At 33.1% G+C, this 20,090-nt stretch carries 21 protein-coding genes; 16 read left to right on the top strand and 5 right to left on the bottom strand.

The window, feature by feature from the left end; all coding sequences use genetic code 11:
- Positions 1-17: 17 nt before the first annotated feature.
- The 7 genes from Dongsha4_RS06350 (at position 18) to Dongsha4_RS06320 (ending at position 5,914) form a co-directional block, all read left to right on the top strand.
- Positions 18-671 carry a restriction endonuclease gene (locus Dongsha4_RS06350; RefSeq protein ID WP_330204863.1) on the top strand — a complete coding sequence of 218 codons (654 nt, stop codon included), beginning with the start codon at positions 18-20 and terminating at the stop codon, positions 669-671.
- Positions 672-674: 3 nt separating this feature from the next.
- The gene (locus Dongsha4_RS06345; protein WP_330204862.1) at positions 675-2,168 is read left to right on the top strand and encodes an SAM-dependent methyltransferase; all 1,494 of its coding nucleotides are present in this window, start codon (positions 675-677) and stop codon (positions 2,166-2,168) included.
- Between the two features lie 84 nt (positions 2,169-2,252).
- The gene (gene mutS / locus Dongsha4_RS06340) at positions 2,253-4,874 is read left to right on the top strand and encodes a DNA mismatch repair protein MutS (RefSeq protein WP_330204861.1); all 2,622 of its coding nucleotides are present in this window, start codon (positions 2,253-2,255) and stop codon (positions 4,872-4,874) included.
- A gap of 108 nt (positions 4,875-4,982) precedes the next feature.
- Entirely contained in the window at positions 4,983-5,270 is a 288-nt protein-coding gene (locus tag Dongsha4_RS06335) for a hypothetical protein (RefSeq protein ID WP_330204860.1), read from the top strand.
- A 2-nt stretch (positions 5,271-5,272) separates the two neighbouring features.
- Complete coding sequence (locus Dongsha4_RS06330; protein WP_330204859.1) at positions 5,273-5,491, top strand: DUF2283 domain-containing protein; 219 nt, start codon at positions 5,273-5,275, stop codon at positions 5,489-5,491.
- Between the two features lie 57 nt (positions 5,492-5,548).
- Positions 5,549-5,713 (top strand): hypothetical protein, encoded by a 165-nt coding sequence (locus Dongsha4_RS06325; protein WP_330204858.1) that lies wholly within the window; start codon positions 5,549-5,551, stop codon positions 5,711-5,713.
- Between the two features lie 27 nt (positions 5,714-5,740).
- On the top strand, positions 5,741-5,914 hold the full coding sequence (locus Dongsha4_RS06320; RefSeq protein ID WP_330204857.1) for a hypothetical protein: 174 nt from the start codon (positions 5,741-5,743) through the stop codon (positions 5,912-5,914).
- 58 nt (positions 5,915-5,972) lie between these two features.
- Here Dongsha4_RS06320 and Dongsha4_RS06315 read toward each other — a convergent pair whose 3' ends face one another.
- Positions 5,973-6,128, bottom strand: a complete 156-nt coding sequence (locus tag Dongsha4_RS06315; protein WP_330204856.1) for a hypothetical protein — start codon at positions 6,126-6,128, stop codon at positions 5,973-5,975.
- Between the two features lie 165 nt (positions 6,129-6,293).
- Complete coding sequence (locus Dongsha4_RS06310; RefSeq protein WP_330204855.1) at positions 6,294-7,922, bottom strand: MFS transporter; 1,629 nt, start codon at positions 7,920-7,922, stop codon at positions 6,294-6,296.
- Between the two features lie 110 nt (positions 7,923-8,032).
- Between Dongsha4_RS06310 and Dongsha4_RS06305 the strand changes: the two genes are divergently transcribed.
- Positions 8,033-8,275 (top strand): hypothetical protein, encoded by a 243-nt coding sequence (locus tag Dongsha4_RS06305; protein ID WP_330204854.1) that lies wholly within the window; start codon positions 8,033-8,035, stop codon positions 8,273-8,275.
- A 184-nt stretch (positions 8,276-8,459) separates the two neighbouring features.
- Positions 8,460-9,644: a class I SAM-dependent methyltransferase gene (locus Dongsha4_RS06300; protein WP_330204853.1), complete on the top strand. Its 1,185-nt coding sequence runs from the start codon at positions 8,460-8,462 to the stop codon at positions 9,642-9,644.
- Positions 9,645-9,721: 77 nt separating this feature from the next.
- On the opposite strand, the gene Dongsha4_RS06295 is transcribed toward Dongsha4_RS06300, so the two are convergent.
- Positions 9,722-11,521, bottom strand: coding sequence for a diguanylate cyclase domain-containing protein (locus Dongsha4_RS06295; protein WP_330204852.1), 1,800 nt, complete (start codon positions 11,519-11,521; stop codon positions 9,722-9,724).
- A 345-nt stretch (positions 11,522-11,866) separates the two neighbouring features.
- Here Dongsha4_RS06295 and larE point away from each other — a divergent pair, with 345 nt between their 5' ends.
- From larE to nusB, 5 genes are all read left to right on the top strand, one after another.
- A complete protein-coding gene (gene larE, locus Dongsha4_RS06290) occupies positions 11,867-12,682 on the top strand; it encodes an ATP-dependent sacrificial sulfur transferase LarE (RefSeq protein WP_330204851.1) in 816 nt (271 codons plus the stop codon).
- Positions 12,683-12,737: 55 nt separating this feature from the next.
- Complete coding sequence (locus Dongsha4_RS06285) at positions 12,738-13,163, top strand: LptA/OstA family protein (protein ID WP_324283109.1); 426 nt, start codon at positions 12,738-12,740, stop codon at positions 13,161-13,163.
- A gap of 37 nt (positions 13,164-13,200) precedes the next feature.
- Entirely contained in the window at positions 13,201-13,929 is a 729-nt protein-coding gene (gene lptB / locus Dongsha4_RS06280) for an LPS export ABC transporter ATP-binding protein (RefSeq protein ID WP_324283108.1), read from the top strand.
- 5 nt (positions 13,930-13,934) lie between these two features.
- Complete coding sequence (locus Dongsha4_RS06275; RefSeq protein ID WP_324283107.1) at positions 13,935-15,095, top strand: LptF/LptG family permease; 1,161 nt, start codon at positions 13,935-13,937, stop codon at positions 15,093-15,095.
- A 642-nt stretch (positions 15,096-15,737) separates the two neighbouring features.
- Positions 15,738-16,367, top strand: coding sequence for a transcription antitermination factor NusB (nusB, locus tag Dongsha4_RS06270; RefSeq protein WP_330204850.1), 630 nt, complete (start codon positions 15,738-15,740; stop codon positions 16,365-16,367).
- An 89-nt stretch (positions 16,368-16,456) separates the two neighbouring features.
- On the opposite strand, the gene petJ is transcribed toward nusB, so the two are convergent.
- Positions 16,457-16,792, bottom strand: a complete 336-nt coding sequence (gene petJ / locus Dongsha4_RS06265) for a cytochrome c6 PetJ (RefSeq protein WP_330204849.1) — start codon at positions 16,790-16,792, stop codon at positions 16,457-16,459.
- A gap of 241 nt (positions 16,793-17,033) precedes the next feature.
- On the opposite strand from petJ, the gene Dongsha4_RS06260 reads away from it, so the two are divergent.
- Positions 17,034-17,758, top strand: a protein-coding gene (locus tag Dongsha4_RS06260) for an IS1 family transposase (RefSeq protein WP_330202302.1) whose coding sequence is annotated in 2 segments (ribosomal slippage) — positions 17,034-17,358 and positions 17,358-17,758 — 726 coding nt in all. Because the reading frame shifts where the segments join, the coding sequence is not laid out codon by codon here.
- A 12-nt stretch (positions 17,759-17,770) separates the two neighbouring features.
- Here the strand turns inward: Dongsha4_RS06260 and Dongsha4_RS06255 are convergent.
- Entirely contained in the window at positions 17,771-19,468 is a 1,698-nt protein-coding gene (locus tag Dongsha4_RS06255) for a potassium channel family protein (protein WP_330204848.1), read from the bottom strand.
- 446 nt (positions 19,469-19,914) lie between these two features.
- Between Dongsha4_RS06255 and Dongsha4_RS06250 the strand changes: the two genes are divergently transcribed.
- Positions 19,915-20,085 (top strand): hypothetical protein, encoded by a 171-nt coding sequence (locus tag Dongsha4_RS06250; RefSeq protein WP_015219291.1) that lies wholly within the window; start codon positions 19,915-19,917, stop codon positions 20,083-20,085.
- Positions 20,086-20,090: the final 5 nt, after the last annotated feature.

The following is a 20,090-nucleotide window of genomic DNA, read 5'->3' as shown; positions in this document are numbered from 1 at the left end:
TATTTTATTAATTATTTATGGGAATTTCGTTAACCAATAAATTACTTTGTGAGGAAGCAAAAGAATTTTCTCAAATAGAATCAAACCATCAAGAATCATCCTTATTTGGAGTTACCGATGGAAAAGCTATTGGCACATATCTTGAACAAAAATTTCAATCTTATTTGGCAGAAAAATATGAATTTGAAAAAGGAAATTCAGCAAAAGGAATTGATTTTCCCGAATTAATGGTTGATATAAAAGTTACCAGTATTAAGCAACCTCAATCATCATGTCCTTTTAAATCCGCTAGACAAAAAATATTTGGTTTAGGATATTCTTTGCTAATTTTTATCTATCAAAAAAAAGATAATAATCTTAATAAAACTGGTCAATTAAATATTATACACACTATCTATGTTGATCAGTCAAGAACTGCTGATTATCAAACCACATCAGGAATTAAAAAAATAATTGAAAATGATGGAAATAAAGATGATTTACTTGCTTTTTTTCAAGAAAGAATGTTGCCTGTTGATGATATTGAAGCTAATCTAATTGCGGAAGAATTACTCGAAAAATCTTTTAATATAGGTTATCTAACAATTTCTAATGCTTTGCAATGGCGATTACAATATAGTCGAGTGATAGACAAAGCAGATGAAATTTCATGTATTTTGAGAATTAAGTAAAAAATGAAAAAAACAAAATCTACTATTGCTTTTGGGGATTTTCAAACACCTTTACCTTTAGCAAAACAAGTAGTTAATTTTATTGATAAAAAGTCGTTGAATTTTGAGGTAATTATTGAGCCTAACTGTGGGTTAGGTAATTTTGTTAAAGCTATCTTATCTACTAATAAGAATTATAAAAAAATAATTGGTTGGGATATTAATAAGGATTATATAAAATTTTTAAAACAAGATACATCTAAATATAGTCAAGTCAAAATTGACAGACAAGATTTTTTTTCTTTAAACTGGGATTTACTCAATTGCCAATTACAAAAACCAAGTCTTTTTATTGGTAATCCTCCCTGGGTAACAAATACAGAATTAGCCAAATTAAATAGTAAAAATACTCCCGATAAAAGTAATTTTTATCATTATCAAGGTTTAGATGCTATTACAGGTAAAAGTAATTTTGATATATCAGAATCGATGCTGATAAAAATATTAATTTTCATTTCTGGTGGTAAGTCAGCAATGGCTTTTTTGATTAAAACATCGGTGGCAAGAAAACTATATGCTTATATTTGTAAAAATGAATTAGCTATTTCAGAAGTTTCTATCCATAAAATTGATGCTTGGAAATATTTTCAAGTTAATGTATCAGCTTGTCTATTTTTTGCTCAAGGTAATAGTTGTCATATCAAAAATCTTTTATGTCCTGTATATAATTCCTTAAATGAAACCATACCTAATCATAACATTGGCTTTATTAATCAAAAATTAATTGCTAATATTACTATGTATAAAAAATTGATTGATATAGATCAAGGCTGTGAATTTAAGTGGCGATCAGGTATTAAACATGATTGTAATAAGGTTATGGAATTTGAGTTAAGAGAAGGTAATTTAAAAAATGGTTTTGATGATTTAGTTAATCTGGAAAATACCTATATTTATCCCATGTATAAAAGTTCAGATATAGCTAAAAATACCTTGATTTTACCAAGAAAATATCTATTAGTTACCCAAAAAAAAATAGGAGATAACACTGCAAATATCTCAATTTTAGCACCTAAAACATGGATTTATTTACAAAAATACGCTTATTTATTGGACTCTCGTAAAAGTTCTATTTATAAATCTGCTCCTCAATTTGCCATTTTTGGAGTGGGAGAATATACTTTTAAACCCTTTAAAATAGCAATTTCAGGTCTTTATAAAAATTTACACTTTACTAAAGTTGGTTGTTTTAATAATAAGCCCATAGTTTTAGATGATACCTGTTATATGTTATCTTTTGACTATGAATATCAAGCTGATTTTGTCTTAAGTTTACTCTCCTCAGAGATAACACAAAATTTTCTTAAATCTCTAGTTTTCGAAGATAATAAAAGATTCATTACTGCCAGTCTATTAAATAGAATTAATTTAAAAGCGATCGCACTTCATTTAGGAAAAGAAAAAGAATATAATGAGTGTTTTAAAAAGGAAAAAATAGTTCAATATAGCTTGTTTTAAAAAATTTTTAAGTGTGAATATTGATTAGCTCACCGAATTTCATTAATAATAGGATAAAGCAGTATCTAAAAATGTGATTGAATAATGACTGAATCCGCTTCCACTAAAGCCACCAGAAACGCCCCCCACGAAGATTATCGCCCCATCAATCCCCAAGAATTAACTCCTATGTATCAGCATTATGTGGAGGTAAAAGAACAGTATCCTAATGCTTTATTATTGTACAGAGTCGGAGACTTTTTCGAGTGCTTTTTTCAGGATGCAGTCACCATCGCCCAAGAATTGGAATTAGTCATCACCAGTAAGGATGCAGGAAAAAATGTAGGTAGAATCGCCATGACGGGTGTGCCTCACCACGCTTTAGACAGATACGCAAGACAGTTGGTAGAAAAGGGCTATGCGGTGGTAATCTGTGATCAAGTGGAAGATGCGGCAACGGCAACGGCAGAAAAACGGTTGGTAAAACGTGCCATAACTAAGTTATTAACCCCCGGTACAATAACCGAAGATGAGATGTTACCCTCTAAACAAAACAACTTCTTAGCGGCGGTTGTAGTTGTAAAGGAACATTGGGGGTTAGCTTATGCAGACATCTCCACAGGGGAATTTTTTACGACTCAAAGCAAGGATTTAAGCTCTTTATCCACTGAATTACTGCGTTTACAACCAGCAGAGATACTTTTTCCCGTCAATGCTCCTGATATTAATAGTTTACTCCGTCCGGGGCAAAAATCTGATCATCTTCCTAACTTTCTCCCCGATTGTTTCTGTTACTCGTTGCGATCGCACAAAGCCTTTGATATTCACGAAGCCAAGCCCAGATTATTGGTGGAATTTAACCTCAAATCCTTAGAGGGTGTGGGTTGTGAGCATTTACCTTTAGCTATTCGTGCGGCGGGAGGATTATTGGAATATGTACAGGATACCCAAAAAGCCAATCAAGTACCGTTACAACTTATTCGCAGTTATAATATCAGTGATTATTTAGTCTTAGACAGCACCACTAGACGAAACCTCGAAATCACTAGCACAGTGCGAGATAACACCTTTCACGGGTCTCTGCTTTGGGCTTTGGATAGAACTTGTACGGCGATGGGAGGTAGAGCGTTAAGACGTTGGTTATTGCAACCTTTACTCAATAAAAGAGGAATTATTGCCAGACAAGATTCGATCGCAGAATTGATGGATAATTTGCCTTTGAGGGAAGCTATTAGGGAAATTCTGAAGAGTATTTACGATTTAGAGAGGATAACGGGGCGAGTGAGTGCAGGTACGGCAAATCCGAAGGAATTGCTCAATTTAGCGGATTCTTTATTAAAATTGAGGGAATTAGCGGAGTTGGCGAAAGAAGGAAAATCCCCTTATTTTCAGGCGTTACAGGATGTGCCTTCAGAATTGGAAGAATTGGGCAAAAAGGTAATTGATTCTATTGTTGAGTTTCCACCCCAACACGTTAAGGAAGGGGGAATTATTCGGGATGGAGTGAATCCGCAGTTAGACGAGATGCGTAAACTCATTGACGGCGATAAGGAGTGGTTAGCGAATCTGGAGGTGACAGAAAGGGAACGTACGGGCATTAGTAATTTAAAAGTAGGGTATAATAAAACCTTCGGCTATTATATCAGTATGCCTCGTTCCAAAGCTAATTTAGCCCCTGAAAATTATCAGCGAAAACAAACTTTATTAAATGAAGAAAGATACATTACTGCTGAGTTAAAAGAAAAGGAAAATCGCATTTTAAATGCTAAGGATGATTTAGCAAAATTTGAATATGAAATCTTTGTTAATTTACGCTCTTTAGTAGCAGAAAAAACTGAAGAAATTAGAAAAATTGCAAGGGCGATCGCAGCTATGGATGTTTTGAGCGGATTAGCTGAATTAGCTGTATATCAAGATTATAACCGCCCTGAGATTACCGAAGATAGAATTATTAAAATTAAAAATGGTCGTCATCCCGTAGTCGAAAAATTATTAGGTTTTGGGATGTTTGTGCCTAATTCGACTCTTTTAGGAACAGAAAAAGCACCTGATTTAATTATTTTAACAGGACCTAACGCCAGTGGCAAAAGTTGTTATTTGCGTCAAGTAGGTTTAATTCAATTAATGGCTCAAATTGGTAGTTTTATCCCTGCTGAAAGTGCAAAATTATCGATCTGCGATCGCATCTTTACCCGTGTGGGTGCGGTGGATGACATAGCGACAGGGCAATCAACCTTTATGGTGGAGATGAATGAAACCGCAAATATTCTGAATCACGCTACAGAAAAATCTTTAGTTTTATTGGATGAAATTGGGAGAGGCACAGCGACATTTGATGGTTTGTCTATTGCTTGGGCAGTAGCGGAATATTTAGCTATTGAAATCCAGAGCCGTACGATTTTTGCTACCCACTACCATGAATTGAATGAATTAGCATCTATTTTGGATAATGTAGCTAATTATCAAGTAACAGTAAAAGAGCTAGAAAATGAGATTATTTTTCTACACGAAGTCAAGGCAGGAGGAGCAGATAAATCCTATGGTATCGAGGCAGGGCGACTAGCAGGTTTACCCCCAGTTGTGATAAAAAGGGCAAAACAGGTAATGAGTCAAATTGAAAAACACAGTAAAATTGCGATCGGCTTGAGGAAAAATATCAAAAAATTAACCCCTTCCAAACAGGAAAATACAGAGGAAATAATGAATCAATTAGACATTTTTGAATAGTTTGTAGTTCGCCCTTTAGGGCATACATATTAAGGCTAAATCTTTGATGGGTTGAATGATTGAATAATTGAATAATATTTAAGCTCTATAAACCTTGTTTAACAAGAATTGTCAACATTTACTATGAAAAATATAATTTGGTCAGATTATATTAAATATAGAGCTAAATTAAGGGGATTTAATTTAGATAAAATAGAAGAAATTTTAAGATTTTCAACAGAAAGATACTATGACATAGAAACAAATCGGTTAATTGTAGTAGGGAAACATGAACAAACTTTAGTCATAATTCCTTATGATGATTATAATGATAATATACAACCTATAACAATTCATGCAACCAGTCGTCAGCAAATTAAATTTCGTTTAAAAACAGGTAGATTTATTATCGAATAACTATGAATAAAACAAAAATGGTTTATTTTGAAAAAGAAGATATTTTACACTTAACTATATCGGAAGAAGATGAGTTTCAAAGTGTCGAAATTAGTCCTAATATCACATTAGAATTAAATCACAATGGTGAAATTATTGGCTTGGAAATTATTAAAGCTAGTAATTTTATTCGGGATTCAATTTTAGATTCTTCTCAAGTTAAATTGATGCAAATATCTTAATTCTCGATTATGTAAATCAACATATTTGAAAAATAAAAAATTAGGAGTTATAATAAAATGAATAATTTTGCACAATCAATAATTATATTAAACCGTAGAAAAAAACAAGTATCGGAAGAATTAGAGGAAGACAAATCTAAGCTATTGATGTGGTCAAAAAGAGTAAATTTATCACTAGAAAATAACCGATTTGATTTATTAAAAGAGGCTTCTTTACAATAAAATTTATACATCGATAAAGTTAAAAGTTTGGAATCTCAACTTAGTCAACTTCCGACAGAAATTGATAAAACAGAACAAAAACAATCTCGTTCTATACTACCTAATTTTCAACCAACTTTACCATTATCTGACTTTGAAAAAATGGAAAGAGAGATTATGGAAAGAGAAATTAATGATAATGATCATTTGTCCCAAAAATAAGAATTAGATATTAAAGTTAGAATCAGATATCATTCATCTTATTTAATTACCAAAAAGTTTAATAATCACTATCCGCAACACAAATCCCTTTACATTTAATCCCATTAGTTGCTGTACGTTTACAGTGAGGACACAAAATTTTCTCCTCTTGTTTTTGATCTTGATTTTCTGAACAATTATTTAAGTTGTTGTTTTCTCGATCGAGATCTTTCATTGTTAACTTTTGTTAAGTGGTCACTAATATCATTTTGCCACAAATCAACAGAACTTACATAAACTTGATGGAAAAATCTTTTATCTGATTAAATCAATTATCGCTTTTTTGTCAGTTTTCACAACTTAATTATTAACAAAAAAATAGGACTAAATGTATTTAGACTCAACCTTGTTTTCTTTGGTCTAATTCTAAACGTATTTTAGCGTGATATTCTCTGGTAATAGGATAAAAATAAGCCAAGATAATACCCAAAAACAAAATTATGGCAGGTAAGGGGGCGACAACAAAGCGAATTGCCCATAAAGCACTTTCGGGTTGAATGGGGGGTGCTTCTCCTGCCACAGTTTTCACAAATCCTGATGTATCTAACGCTATGCCCACTAAAAATAGTCCAAAGGCTAAACCGAATTTTTGCAACAATACCATAAAGCCATAAAAAATACCTTCTCTTCTTTCTCCTGTTTTTAGTTCATCTAAATCGATAACATCGGGTATCATTGACCAAGGTATTAAGTAAGCTACAGATACTCCAACCCCTGCTAATATTGCTAGGAAATAAAGTAAAAAAGTTTGTCCGGGTTGTACCATAAATAAACCAATTTGAGCAATTATCCAAATAGTTGAACCGAGAAAATAAACGATTTTTTTATCTAATTTTTCACTAATTTTTTGCCAAATAAATAACATTATTAAAGCTGTTCCTTGAACTGCGATCGCAACTTTTGGAAAAGAAGCCTCTGAAAGTCCCATCCAATTTACCACAAAAAATAAGAGAATAGAAGCAGTTAATTGTACAGCTAACCATGAGCATAAATAGATGCCAACAACAAATAAAAAAGCCTTATTTTGAAAAACTATTATTAGCTGTTGTTTGAATGTTAAATTATGATTTTCATTGCCATCCTGAATTTGAGTAATAATTTTTGATTCTAAATGAGATTCTGTTTTAGCAGTAATTAAACTCCATGCTATCGTACCTAATAAAAGACTTAAAGCGAGAGCAATTAAGCCAAAAAAGGTTGCTTCACTATTTTTTGCCAAGATATTTAAAATACCATAAATGACTAAAATTGTAGAAATACTTAATAATAAATAACCACCTATTTTTTTCTGATTAGAATTTAATAAAGGTTGATAACCTCTCTCTCTAATAATTAAAGGACACCAAAATAAAGGAATAATCGCAAAGATGCTACAAATTAATCCTAAAATTATATATTTTTGTTGGTCACTTCCCTGAAAAATTTGAAAAACTATTCCTGCTAAAATGAGAGAAAAAATACTTGCACCAATAGAAAAACTGAAACGAAAACTATTTAAACTTGTTCTTTCATTATAATCTTGAGTTAACTCTGGAGTGAGAGCTTGATAAGGTAAATTTACCGCCGTATAAAAAATATTAAAAACAATACCAATGATTAAATAATAAATAAATAAAAGGGTATTATTCAAACTAGAATTATCGCTAAAATGAGGTACTATCCACTGTAGAAAAAAAATTAAACCAAAGGGTATTGCTGAAAAAATAATCCATGGTATTCTTCTACCCCATTTTGTTGAAGTGCGATCGCTCATCATACCTATGATAGGATCATTTATAGCATCACTAACCTTTCCCACAAATAAAACACTACCTGCTAAAGTAGGATTTAACCCCGCAACATTGGTTAAAAAAGGAAGTAAAAAAAAGACCAAAATATTAGCAGTTAAAGCAGGCCCCATATCTCCAGCCCCAAAAGCTAATTTTGTCGTTAAATAAAGTTTTTCTGATAATTTTTGTTGAGATGTCATAAAACTGATTCTATACTAATATGAAATAGCTAACTAGCTTAATTTAGGAATAATCATTTAGTTTAACTTTCAACAGTGAATTATTAACTATCAATTTTTGACTATTAATTATGGAAGCCTTTACTCGTAATGCCCCAGACTGGACAAAAACCGCCACTCATGCGTTTAATTTTTGTTGCCCCCGTTGTGAGGCTTCTTCAAGAGAGGCAAAAAAAGTATGGCTTAATCGATATGCTCCTGTTACTATGGAGGATTATCAACGAAAATGGCAAGAATTTTATTTGTGTGAATGTGAACAAGTTTGGTGGGCTTGGAGTAATGAGCGTCCTTCTTTTGACAATAATCTCAATTAATTACTGTTAATTGTAAGTAAAATAATCATACAGCGTTTATTAAAAATATAAGATACTGTTTTTCATCCCATTTACCATTGTTTAGTGCATTATTCTCTATTTCCTGATACCAATAAATTTTGTACCTCATCATAACAAAAACTGCTATAGAATATTAACTCAACAATATAATCTAAATTGATTGATGACGAATAATAAATCGAATCTTTTACAGAAAAAAATTACTGAATTAATTGACTCTTCAAACCAGAAAAAAATTACTTTTGCTGATTATATGAACTTGTGTTTATATGATCCTGAATATGGTTATTATAATTCGGAAAATATCCTGATTGGTAAGAGTGGCGATTTTTATACTTCTGCGTCTTTATCCTCTGATTTTGGCGAATTATTAGCTATTCAGTTAGAGGAATTTTGGCGTGTTATGGATAAGCCAAACCCTTTTCATTTAGTGGAAGTAGGAGCGGGGGAAGGGAATTTAACAATCAACGTTTTAAACTATTTAAAAACTCATTATCCTAATTTTTTTCAAAGCATAGAATATATAATCATCGAAAAATCTAAAATATTAGCAGACAAACAGAAACAAATTATTAAAGAGAATTTCGATAAATCTTTAATTAGCAAATGGTGTCAATGGGAAAATATAGAAAACAATTCTCTACAAGGATGTATTTTTAGTAATGAATTAATTGATGCTTTTCCCGTGCATTTAGTTGAATTTAATCAAGGCATTTTACAAGAAGTTTATCTGACAAATAGTGAGGGCAATTTAACAGAAGTTTTAGGAAATTTATCAACTGTAGAAATAGAAGATTTTTTTGAAACATTAAACATTAATTTTAGTCAAGATATTTACCCAGAAAAATATAGAACAGAAGTTAATATCCAAGCTCTAAATTGGCTAGAAACCGTGATGAAAAAACTAAAGAAAGGTTATATTTTAACTATCGATTATGGCTATCAAGGGAATAAATACTATCATCCTCAACGATTTCAGGGAACTTTAAAATGTTATTATCAACATCGTCATCATAACAATCCCTATGTGAATATTGGTTATCAAGATATTACCAGTCACATCAATTTCACAGCCCTAGAAATTTACGGAGAAAGATACGGGTTATCCAATATTGCTTATACTCCTCAAGCATTATTTTTAATGAATTTAGGATTAGGCGATCGCATCTCTGACTTATCTAGTGGTAAAATACCCATTGGAGAAATAATTGAGCGTAGAAATCAACTTCATAGCTTAATTAACCCAGAAGGATTAGGTAATTTTGGCATTTTACTTCAAGGAAAAAACTTAAGTAAAGAACAAAAAAACTACTCTTTAAAAGGATTCAAAAATTTAAGTATTAGTTAATAGCTACTTTCCTTCAACACCCTAAGAGTTAAATATATTCAAGCCCTAGCCCTCCCAATCCCTCATCATTCCCTTTACTAATCCATAATCGAACCGGCAATAGTATAACTGTCTCTGCCATTACGTTTAGTCTCGTATAACGCCTCATCAGCTTTTTTCAACAAACAATCCACACTATCTCCATGCAAAGGATAAACAGCAACCCCAATGCTAGTAGAAGCATTTATCGTTACTCCATCGAAAATAAAAGGACGACGAATAGATTGTAAAATTCTTTCAACAATGACAATTAAATCTTTAATCTCCTTGATATTCGCAAGTAAAGCAACAAACTCATCTCCCCCCCAACGGGCAAGACAATCTCTTTTTTTCAAACAGTATTTAACTCTTTCTGTAAACTTTTGTAATAACAAATCACCTACATCATGGCCATAAGAATCATTAATTTCTTTAAAATAATCAACATCAAAAAAAGCTACTGCTAAATAATATTTTTTTCTTTGAAAAGTATTTATTTTTTTTGCCGCATACTCACGGAAATAATTTCTTTTATATAAACCAGTTAGACTATCATGATAAGCCTGAAATTTAAGTTGTTCCTCTAAAAGTTTTCTTTGACCAATATCTCTAAAAACAGAACAAAATACCAGTTGATTTTGATAATTAATAATACTAATACTCAATTCTACATATACTGATTCTCTATTTTTCGCTTTAAGTTTCAATTCTTCTCTAAAACTAGCCTTAGTTTGTTTTAATAATCTCAATTTATGACGAAAATCAAAATTTTTATTATTTAAAAAAGTTTCTATATTTTCTCCTATTAATTCTTCTAAAGAAAAACCTAATATTCTAGTTACAGACTCATTAGCCTCAATTATTTTGTTATTCTCCGCATTAAAAAGGAAAATTCCTTCTGATATTTGCTCAACAACGGCACGGTATTTAGCTTCACTATCTTTAAGTTTAGCTTCTATTTGTTTTCTTTTAGTAAAATCAAAAATATAAATTCTAATTACTTTTAATTCTGGCAAATAATGAATATATTGCTCAAAAATTTTATCTTGATAACAAACCTCTCTTACGAATAAGTTTCCATGAATTTTATGTTCAGCTTTTAAGAGGTTAATCAGAATAGGATGATTCATTTTTTCATCCTTTAAATCAGGAAATAAAAATCCAGTTGCTGGGTTATAGTAAGTAATCTTTCCCTGTAAATTAATTTCTATAATGGGATAAGGACTCAACTCAGCAAAAGAACCCAGTTTTTCAATATAATCGCTTATATTTTCCGATTGAGAATTAAGATCTTTGATGATATAGTTATTATTATTTAAAGTTTTTTTTGCATAACTATCTTCATCTAAATTATTAACTTTCTCAAAATTGACTATGTTAAAAAAATCTTGATTTTGAGAATTTTTATCGATGACAAAAAATCTAGCTTTAGCATGATCTCCAAAAATAATTAAGTCGCCATGTTCTAAATATTTACTCTCAAATTTTCTATTGTTAATAACTAAACCATTTTTACTTTTATTTCCTGATAAACTACCATCTATAATTTTATAAAAAAATAGGTTTTCTTCTTGATTATATTCTTTAACAATAGTTGCGTGAGTCCTAGACACAGAGAGGTCTCGAAGGATTATATCTGCATCGTGCCTTCTACCGATTTCATAAATAGAATTTTCTAAATAACAAAGATGATGCTCTTGATTATCTTCAAAAATTAGTAAATATAAATATTGATTATAAGAAGAATCATCTAAATTGTTTATGTAATTATTTATTTTTTGTTTAATTTCTTTTTTTAGTATTTCTTTTTTTTGCCACTCCTCTGAATTTTGTGCAGATGAAGGTGATATTTTTTCCATTTGAGCATTATTATAGATTTGCAGTATTTTTTCTGTGCCTACTATTCTAATTATATATTTTGTTAATGACTGTCTAAAATTAGAAAAACAAGAGTAACGATTTGTTAATTAATGTTTAAAATGTTAGTTGACCTGAGTTTGGAATAAGTTTTTTTGGTTGTGGTGACAGATTTGAGAAGAGTGAGAGGGCAATGGGCAATCATTTGAGTTAGGAGTTAGGAGTTAAGATAAAAAATAAATTTCCCGTAAGGTTTGAATATATTCAACCCCAATACCCAACACCTTGATACCCACAACCTGAAACCTGCTAAAAATAAATAGAAATAGATTAAGAATTAGGGGATTATGATTCAAGATAAATTAACCAATTTAAAAAAGATTTTCCAAGAAATGGGACAGGCTTTGGTTGCCTATTCGGGAGGGATAGATAGTACATTAGTTGCGAAAATTGCTTATGATTGTCTGAGCGATCGCACCTTAGCAATTACAGCCGTATCACCATCATTATTACCAGAAGAATTAGACGAAGCCCAACAACAAGCAGAATTTATGGGGATTAACCATGAACTAATCGAAACCGAGGAGATGAATAACCCCAACTACACGTCAAATCCTGTTAATCGTTGCTATTTTTGTAAAAGTGAACTGCACGACAAGTTAAAACAAATCGCCCAAGAGCGAGGTTATCCTTACATTATTGATGGGGTAAATGCCGATGATTTACAGGACTATCGCCCCGGAATACAAGCCGCTAAAGAAAGGGGGGTGCGATCGCCTCTAGCAGAAGTTGGTATCACCAAAATGGAAGTAAGAGAAATAAGTAAACATTTAGGCTTACCTTGGTGGGAAAAACCCTCTCAGCCCTGCCTCTCATCCCGTTTCCCCTACGGAGAAGAAATCACCTATGAAAAATTACATCGAGTGGGAAGAGCCGAAATATATCTTCGTAAATTAGGTTATAGTAACCTCAGAGTTAGATCTGATGGAAACACCGCTAGAATTGAATTACTGCCCGAACAAATTAGCCATTTTGTCGTCAATGTCAACATCCCAGACCTAGTAAAAGATTTTCAGAATCTTGGCTTCACCTATGTCACCCTAGACTTAGAAGGTTATCGTAGTGGAAAATTAAATCAAATATTAAGTGTTCAGAGTTCATAGTTAGAGAATTATCACTTTCAACCTAATACTTATCCATAACTGTATATATATTTCTATGTTAAAAAAATTCTATTCTTTAGCTTTATTGTCATTATCCTTAACCGTGCCTTTGGTATTTAATACCCTCACAGAGGCAAAATTTGCTCAAGTAAAAGCCCAAAATGTAGCCCCCAGACAACCCTTAACCGTGCGTTCAGATATTCAAGAAGCTAACTCCGAAACAGGAGTCATAACCGCTAGAGGAAACGTTTATATTAATTATCCCGCCCGAAACATTCAGGCAACCTCTGCCCAAGCACAATATTTTAGTAAAGAAAGACGATTAGTGTTAACAGGAAACGTTTATGTTTTACAAGATGGAAACACCATGAGAGCAGAAACCATGACCTATTTAATTGACGAAGGACGCTTTATCGCTACCCCTGAAACTCAACAACAAGTAGAATCTATCTATCTAGTAGATGAAGAAGAAAACAATTAACCATTCATAACCTATCATTCTTTATTCCTAATTGAAAATGGAGCTATTTTTACAAAACATTCATAAATATTACAATAAAAGATGTATTGTTAATCGAGTTAATCTTAAAGTTTCCCAAGGGGAAATTGTCGGGTTACTAGGGCCTAATGGTGCAGGAAAAACAACAACTTTTTATATTACAACGGGGCTAATCAAACCGAACGAGGGTAATGTGTACCTAGATCAAGAAGATATTACCAAATTGCAGTTAAATAAAAGAGCAAAACTAGGTATTGGTTACTTAACCCAACAAGCCAGTATTTTTCGTAATTTGACAGTAAAAGAGAATATTCAATTAGTCTTAGAACAAACCAATAATTCTCCCCGTTTTCAACAAATGCGTTTAGAACAATTGATCGCTGAATTTCGCTTAGAAAAAATTGTCAATACCAAAGGTTCTCAAGTTTCAGGAGGAGAAAGACGCAGAACCGAACTAGCAAGGGCTTTGGCGGTGGGCAAAGAAGGACCGAAATTTTTACTCCTTGATGAACCCTTTGCAGGGGTTGATCCCATTGCAGTATCAGAGATTCAAGAAATGATTGCTAAACTCAAAGATAACGGCATGGGTATCTTAATTACAGATCATAATGTTCGGGAAACTTTGGCAATTACGGGGCGATCGTATATCATGAGAGAGGGTCAAATTCTAGCCTCTGGTACAGGAGAAGAACTTTACAATAACCCCCTAGTTAGACAATATTATTTAGGAGATAATTTTCAGGCTTAAATCTAATGGACAAAGAACCCAAATTTTTCTTACCCTTACCAAAAATATCGGTGATGGATCGATATGTTACGGTTGAGCTATTATTACCTTTTTTATTCGGTATAGGTTTATTTACTTCTTTGGGTTTATCCATAGGCACATTATTTGAGTTAATTCGTAAAGTTACCGAATCAGGATTACTATTGAGTGTTGCTTTCAAAATCCTTTTTCTCAGGATGCCGGGGTTTATCGCCCTTGCCTTCCCCATGTCTCTATTACTCGCAACTCTGATGGCTTATAGTCGTTTATCCAGTGATAGTGAGATTATCGCTTTACGCAGTGTCGGAGTTAATATCTATCGTTTGGTAATACCCGCAGTAATTCTGAGCTTATGTGTCACAGGAATGACTTTTTTTATTAACGATGTGGTGACACCCTCTGCTAACCGAGAAGCGACTTTAACTATGCAAAGAGCCTTAAACAGAGTCAGACCTACTTTTAAGGATAGAAATATCCTATATCCAGAATACAAAACAGTGCAGTATGAGGATGGAAGCAGACACTCAGTTTTAGAAAGATTATTTTACGCCCAAGAATTCAACGGGGAAGAAATGAAAGATTTAACTATTTTGGATCTTTCTCGGGAAGGTTTGAACCAAATTTTAACGGCAAAAACTGCCACATGGAATATTGGGGATAATGTTTGGGATTTTTTTAATGGTACAATTTATCTTATCTCTCCAGATGGTGCTTATCGTAATATCGTTAGATTTGAACATCAACAACTAGCTTTATCAAGAGCTCCTTTAGATTTAGCTCAACGCCCCCCCAATCCTGATGAAATGAGCATTACTCAGGCAAGAGAATATCTTGAGGTGGTTAAATTACAAGCAGATGAAAAAGAAATTCGTAAAATGATGGTGCGAATTCAGGGAAAAATCTCTCTACCGTTTGTGTGTGTAGTCTTTGGTTTAATTGGTTCAGCTTTGGGTTTACGTCCGCAAAATACTAACAAAGCAACCAGTTTTGGTATTTGTGTTGGTTTAATTTTTTCTTACTATTTGCTTTCTTTCGTGAGTGAGTCTATGGGGATTTGGGGAATTTTAACTCCTTTAATGGCGGCATGGTTGCCTAATTTGCTAGGTTTAGGGGTTGGTACATGGTTATTGGTTCAGTCGGCAAAATAACTGATGAGGGAGGTTCTGCAGGGCTGTTTCATTCTAAAATTTTCTGGTTAAGGCAGGGAATACCTGAGTTCGGAGTTCGGAGAGTTCGCTGCTCTCATGCACTCCCTTCGGTCGTGAACGGAGTTAAAAGTAATAATTATTGACAAAAAAGCTGAATAAATTGATTTTAAATGAGTTTTTCCTAAATTTAATAATTTTTTATTCCAAAATTGGCTCGATGATAACTCGAGGGCGCTTTATTTTTCGATACTTTTTTCATCGAACTCAGGTAGGGAATAGGCACTCTTGCAATAGTTTTTAATGGTTTATGGTTATAAATTGATAATCTCAACATTTTTAACTACTTCTTAATCCTCAAAGCTCTAAAACCCTATATTCTTTTACTGGCAATAGTTTTAGCGTTTTTGTATTTCTACTTTGAAACAGCCCTGGGGAGATTCTGGGGTTGAGGAAAATGGAGGCTTTAGGGAGAAACTAATTCTTAAAGTGCTGAAGTTACTAATTACTAATTGTTTGTTTATTACCTTTGCCCCTTGCCCTTTCAACTTTTGCCTTAACTTAAATAATTGACAATCAACAGGGAAAGATAGAGAATGAGATACGGGCAATAAAATACATTAATTATTTAACTTTTCAAGATACATGGCAAGTCGTCAACAACCGAGAAGAACTGCGAGAGTTCTAGCTTTATTAAGTTTAAGTCAGATTAGGGTAAAGTCAGATCAGTTAGAAGATTTAGAGATAAATGATCTTATTTTAGCGGCAATTCGTACTCTTACTATTGAGGTGGAAAACACTCTGGAAACGGCGGCGGATGAATTGAATCGCAGTAATGACAAGATTTTTAAAAGTGAAACTCGTACTAGCGATGTTACTTCAGCTCGTACTATGCTTAAAGATGCGATCGCACTTACTCAAAAAGCAATTAATCGTGTGGGTACAATTGTTGAAATACCAGAATTTATACAAGTATCAAGGGAAACAGAGGTAAAACAATACGCTATTGATTTAATTAGTTGTATTCGCAATAACAAAGAGGAAATAGACTTGTTAATTGATGGTTTAATGACTGATTGGACAGTTAATCGTCTTACTCAAATTGACGCTAATATTCTACGTTTAGCGGTGGCAGAAATGAAATTTTTTCAACAGGATCATAAAATTGCCATCAATGAAGCGGTTGAAATTGCGAAACAATATTCGGATGATGACGGTTATCGGTTTATTAACGGAGTTTTAAGAAAGGTTAGTAATAAACTCTTAGAAAATTAAAAAAGACACATTTATTGGGAAGTGTTTGATAATATACCCGCCGTTTTACCTCCCAATAGAGATTAACGGTGGGATTAATGATTAGCGTTTTATTTCCAGCCGTTATCAGCTTGTGCTAAAACGTAAGAAGCCACATTGTCAATGTCTTCATTACTTAAACGACTTAAAAAGGAAGGCATCGCCGCTTTTCCATTCATGACTTGAGTTTTTATCTGCTCAATATCATACATTCCGTATTTTTCTAAATCTTCTTTTTGTAAAGTCTTTGCAGGGTTAACTACGTTTTTACCCCCCATATGACAGGATGCACAATTAGCACTGAAAATAGCCGCACCTTTAGTTACATCACCTGCTAAAGCGGGAGTTGCAAAGAAAAAGTTAACTGCTGTGATTAATAACAAAATTAAGCCTAAAAGTTTTTTCATCGTTACTGTAAGATTGAATTTTTTTCTATTGTTTTCATCTTCGAGAATTTGCTTTTTCCTGTCAAAAGACTACTTGTCAAAATTTGTTACTTTTCTTAATGATGAGGAGAAAGTCGGGTTTTAGAGTATTGGGTTGTTCGGAGTTAACATTAACCCTAACATCCTAATACCCTAATAAGATTAGAGAGTATCAATTAAGTAATGTTATGATATAGACTGATCCTATCATCATTAATTAACCATGTCTCATCAATGCCCTCGATGTCATAATACTAAAATCATCAAAAACGGTTTTGCTCGTGGTCAACAAAGGTTTAAATGTAAGCACTGTAACTATCAGTTCACCACTGATAAGATTGATCGAGGTAAACCTATGTGGATGAAACTAGAAACAGCAATTCTGTATTGCAGTGGAATGTCTATGAATTCGATCGCAAAGCTTCTCAATGTTTCTGCTCAGACTATTTTAAATTGGATTAGAGCTTTGGCACTAGAAAATTATGAAAAGCCTGAACCCTGCGAAGCGGTGGTTGTGGAACTAGATGAACTTTGGCATTTTATAGAGTCAAAAAAAACAAGTTATGGATCTGGAAAGCTTATGACCGTAATACTAACAGACTTATCGACTGGGAATTGGGAAAGCGTGATAGTGAAACCCTCAAAAAACTTTTAATTAGATTACTAAAATGGGATGTAACAGTCTACTGTACTGATGATTGGAAACCGTACCAAGAGTTATTATCTAAACATCCAGATGCGTATCATGTGATGACAAAAAGCGAAACTATAGCCATAGAAAGAAATAATTCCGATAATCGTCATTGGTTTGCTCGCTTTCATAGAAAAACAAAAGTAGTATCAAAATCAATAGAAATGGTGGATTTAACAATGGGACTATTTGCAAAATTTAGAGTAAATGGAACGATCGATTCGTTAATAAATCAAAGACTAACATTACTTAGTTGAAGCTCTCTAAGATTAATAGATCATTTGTAGAATTTGATTTGAATTGCTTTGCCATAATTGTTTTAATTTTGTGGCGGGGACTGTCAAGTATAATACATCTTGATTTTTTAATTCTGTGGAGAGTAAATTCCAACCGTGAATATTTTTATCTTCTCTGGCAATGTATAAGGGAACAAAATCTCCGTCTGGTGCTATATTTTCAACGATTTTTCCACAAAAGGGATGATTCGGAGTAATTAAAGTTGCGATCGCAACCCATAATAAATCATCAGTCATACCATTACCTAAAATTCTACCGCCCAGAGCCGCCGCCGCAAAAGAATAAGTTGCTAATTCACTGGGAGAAAAAACATTTTCAAATTGAAAGACATCCTGCACAGATTCAGTAAATTGATTATCTTGGATACGTAAAACTACGGGTAATTTAGGCATTAGGGCTTTTGCTGTTAGAGCAATTTCCACATTTACCATATCATTGCTAGTAACGACTATGATACCATTTGCTCCCTCAATATGGGCAGATTGTAAGGTTTCTGCTAGGGTTGCATCTTCGAGAATAATCGGAATACCGAGCGATCGCACCGAGTGTAAAAAACGATTACTATGATCAGACTCAATTACTACTATATCATGTCCTTGCTGTTTTAATTCCCGAATGACCTCCATACCCACATTACCCAAACCACAAACAACATAATGATTAACCGTTGCTACCCTTGCCGCATCTAAAAACTGTTTAAAACGACTACCTAAAACAAAATCATTGATTAAAGCATAAAAAATACCCACAATTCCAGCCCCAATAATCATCATGACAGCCGTAAAAATTTTAATCCCATCGGGGGCGGATTCAGCTACTTCCTCCTTTCCTCCAGCTCCTGTAATCATTCCCACACTAAAATAAAGAGCATCTACTGGGGAAATACTCCAATTAACCATTAAATAAATAATACTGGCAAGGGCAATGAGAATTATCAAAATTAATGTCACCATGATGACAGGGCGCACATATTGCTTATAGGTGCTTAAATTGAAAAAAAATTTGAACCATTGCTTCCATAAAAAACGAGATTTGCGCTTGAATTTAGTTTGATGAGCAACAATTAAATGATCCCCTAATTGTAATTTTTGCCCTGTTTTTACCCCCGTTACTAAGTCCATCTCCCCTTTTTTAGGCAGATAATAAATTAACATTTGTTCAAGGTTTTCCCATAAGTGAGCCAAACTAACGCCATACCAAGGATGATTAGTGTCGATAATTTCTTCATGTAATGACCAAGTTTGCTCAAATAGTCGTAAATGTCCAATAGTTTTACTGCCCAATGCCGAAAAAGCGAAAATGGGAGCGGCTAAACGGGCAACACTCATGGTTAAATGATCAGTAACAGTATAATCTAATCTTTGTCCGAGAGTTTGATTATAAAGACGATTAACTATGCGAATTTTCGGGTTTAAAGTCTTTGCTTGAGTTAATATAGCTATGTTTAAAGCATCATCATTACTAGCTAAAACAATCGTGGTTGCGGCTTTTATTCCCGCTTCTATTAATACCTGTGGTGAACGTAAATCTCCCACAATAATTCTATCATCTTCTTGAACTACCAAGGTGCGATCGCTCAAACCCACAACTTCAGCACCCTGTTGCTTTAACAACTGATAAATTTTGTATCCTGTACGCCCTAAACCCGAAACTATAATAAGTGGTTTCATTGCCCTATCTGCTAATTTTTTTATCAAACCTCTATTAACTTGATCAAAATTATCCTCTAGCACCAAGAAATTAACTGTAATCCACAAAACAATTAGCTAAGGCAATTAGTAATTAGGGATTGAGGAAAAAGCAGTGGTGGAGGAAGTAATTAACAGGCAATAAACCTTAATTATATTAGTCTAATAACTCCTCAAGAGGTTACTATATACAAGTGTAGCAAAAGTAATATGCTATGTAAATATAGGCTTAATCGTCGAACTACGTGTTTAGCAAAATAAATTAAAATCAAATCTGCATCGGCCCTTTTCATGCTGGTAAGGATTTCTAATGCTACTTTATCTTCATTTTCTGTGAGTGCGATAAATTTTTTCGTCAAGGTTTTGTGGTAAGATTTTAACAAAAGTTAATATTTTTTTATACAAATACTGACAAGGAGTATAAAACCATGAATCAACCTGAACCAACAAAAACCCCTAATGTGGAAGATCCTAAATTTGGTTTTAATGACTATGCTGAGAAATTAAACGGAAGAGCCGCAATGATTGGTTTTATAATCACTTTAGCTATTGAGTATTTTAGTGGACAAGGTTTATTAAGCTGGTTAGGATTAAATTAAATTAA

The sequence above is a fragment of the Cyanobacterium sp. Dongsha4 genome (assembly GCF_036345015.1).
GTDB lineage: Bacteria > Cyanobacteriota > Cyanobacteriia > Cyanobacteriales > Cyanobacteriaceae > PCC-10605.
The sequence above is the reverse complement of the archived record's forward strand: the minus strand, read 5'-3'. Positions and strand labels throughout refer to the sequence as shown.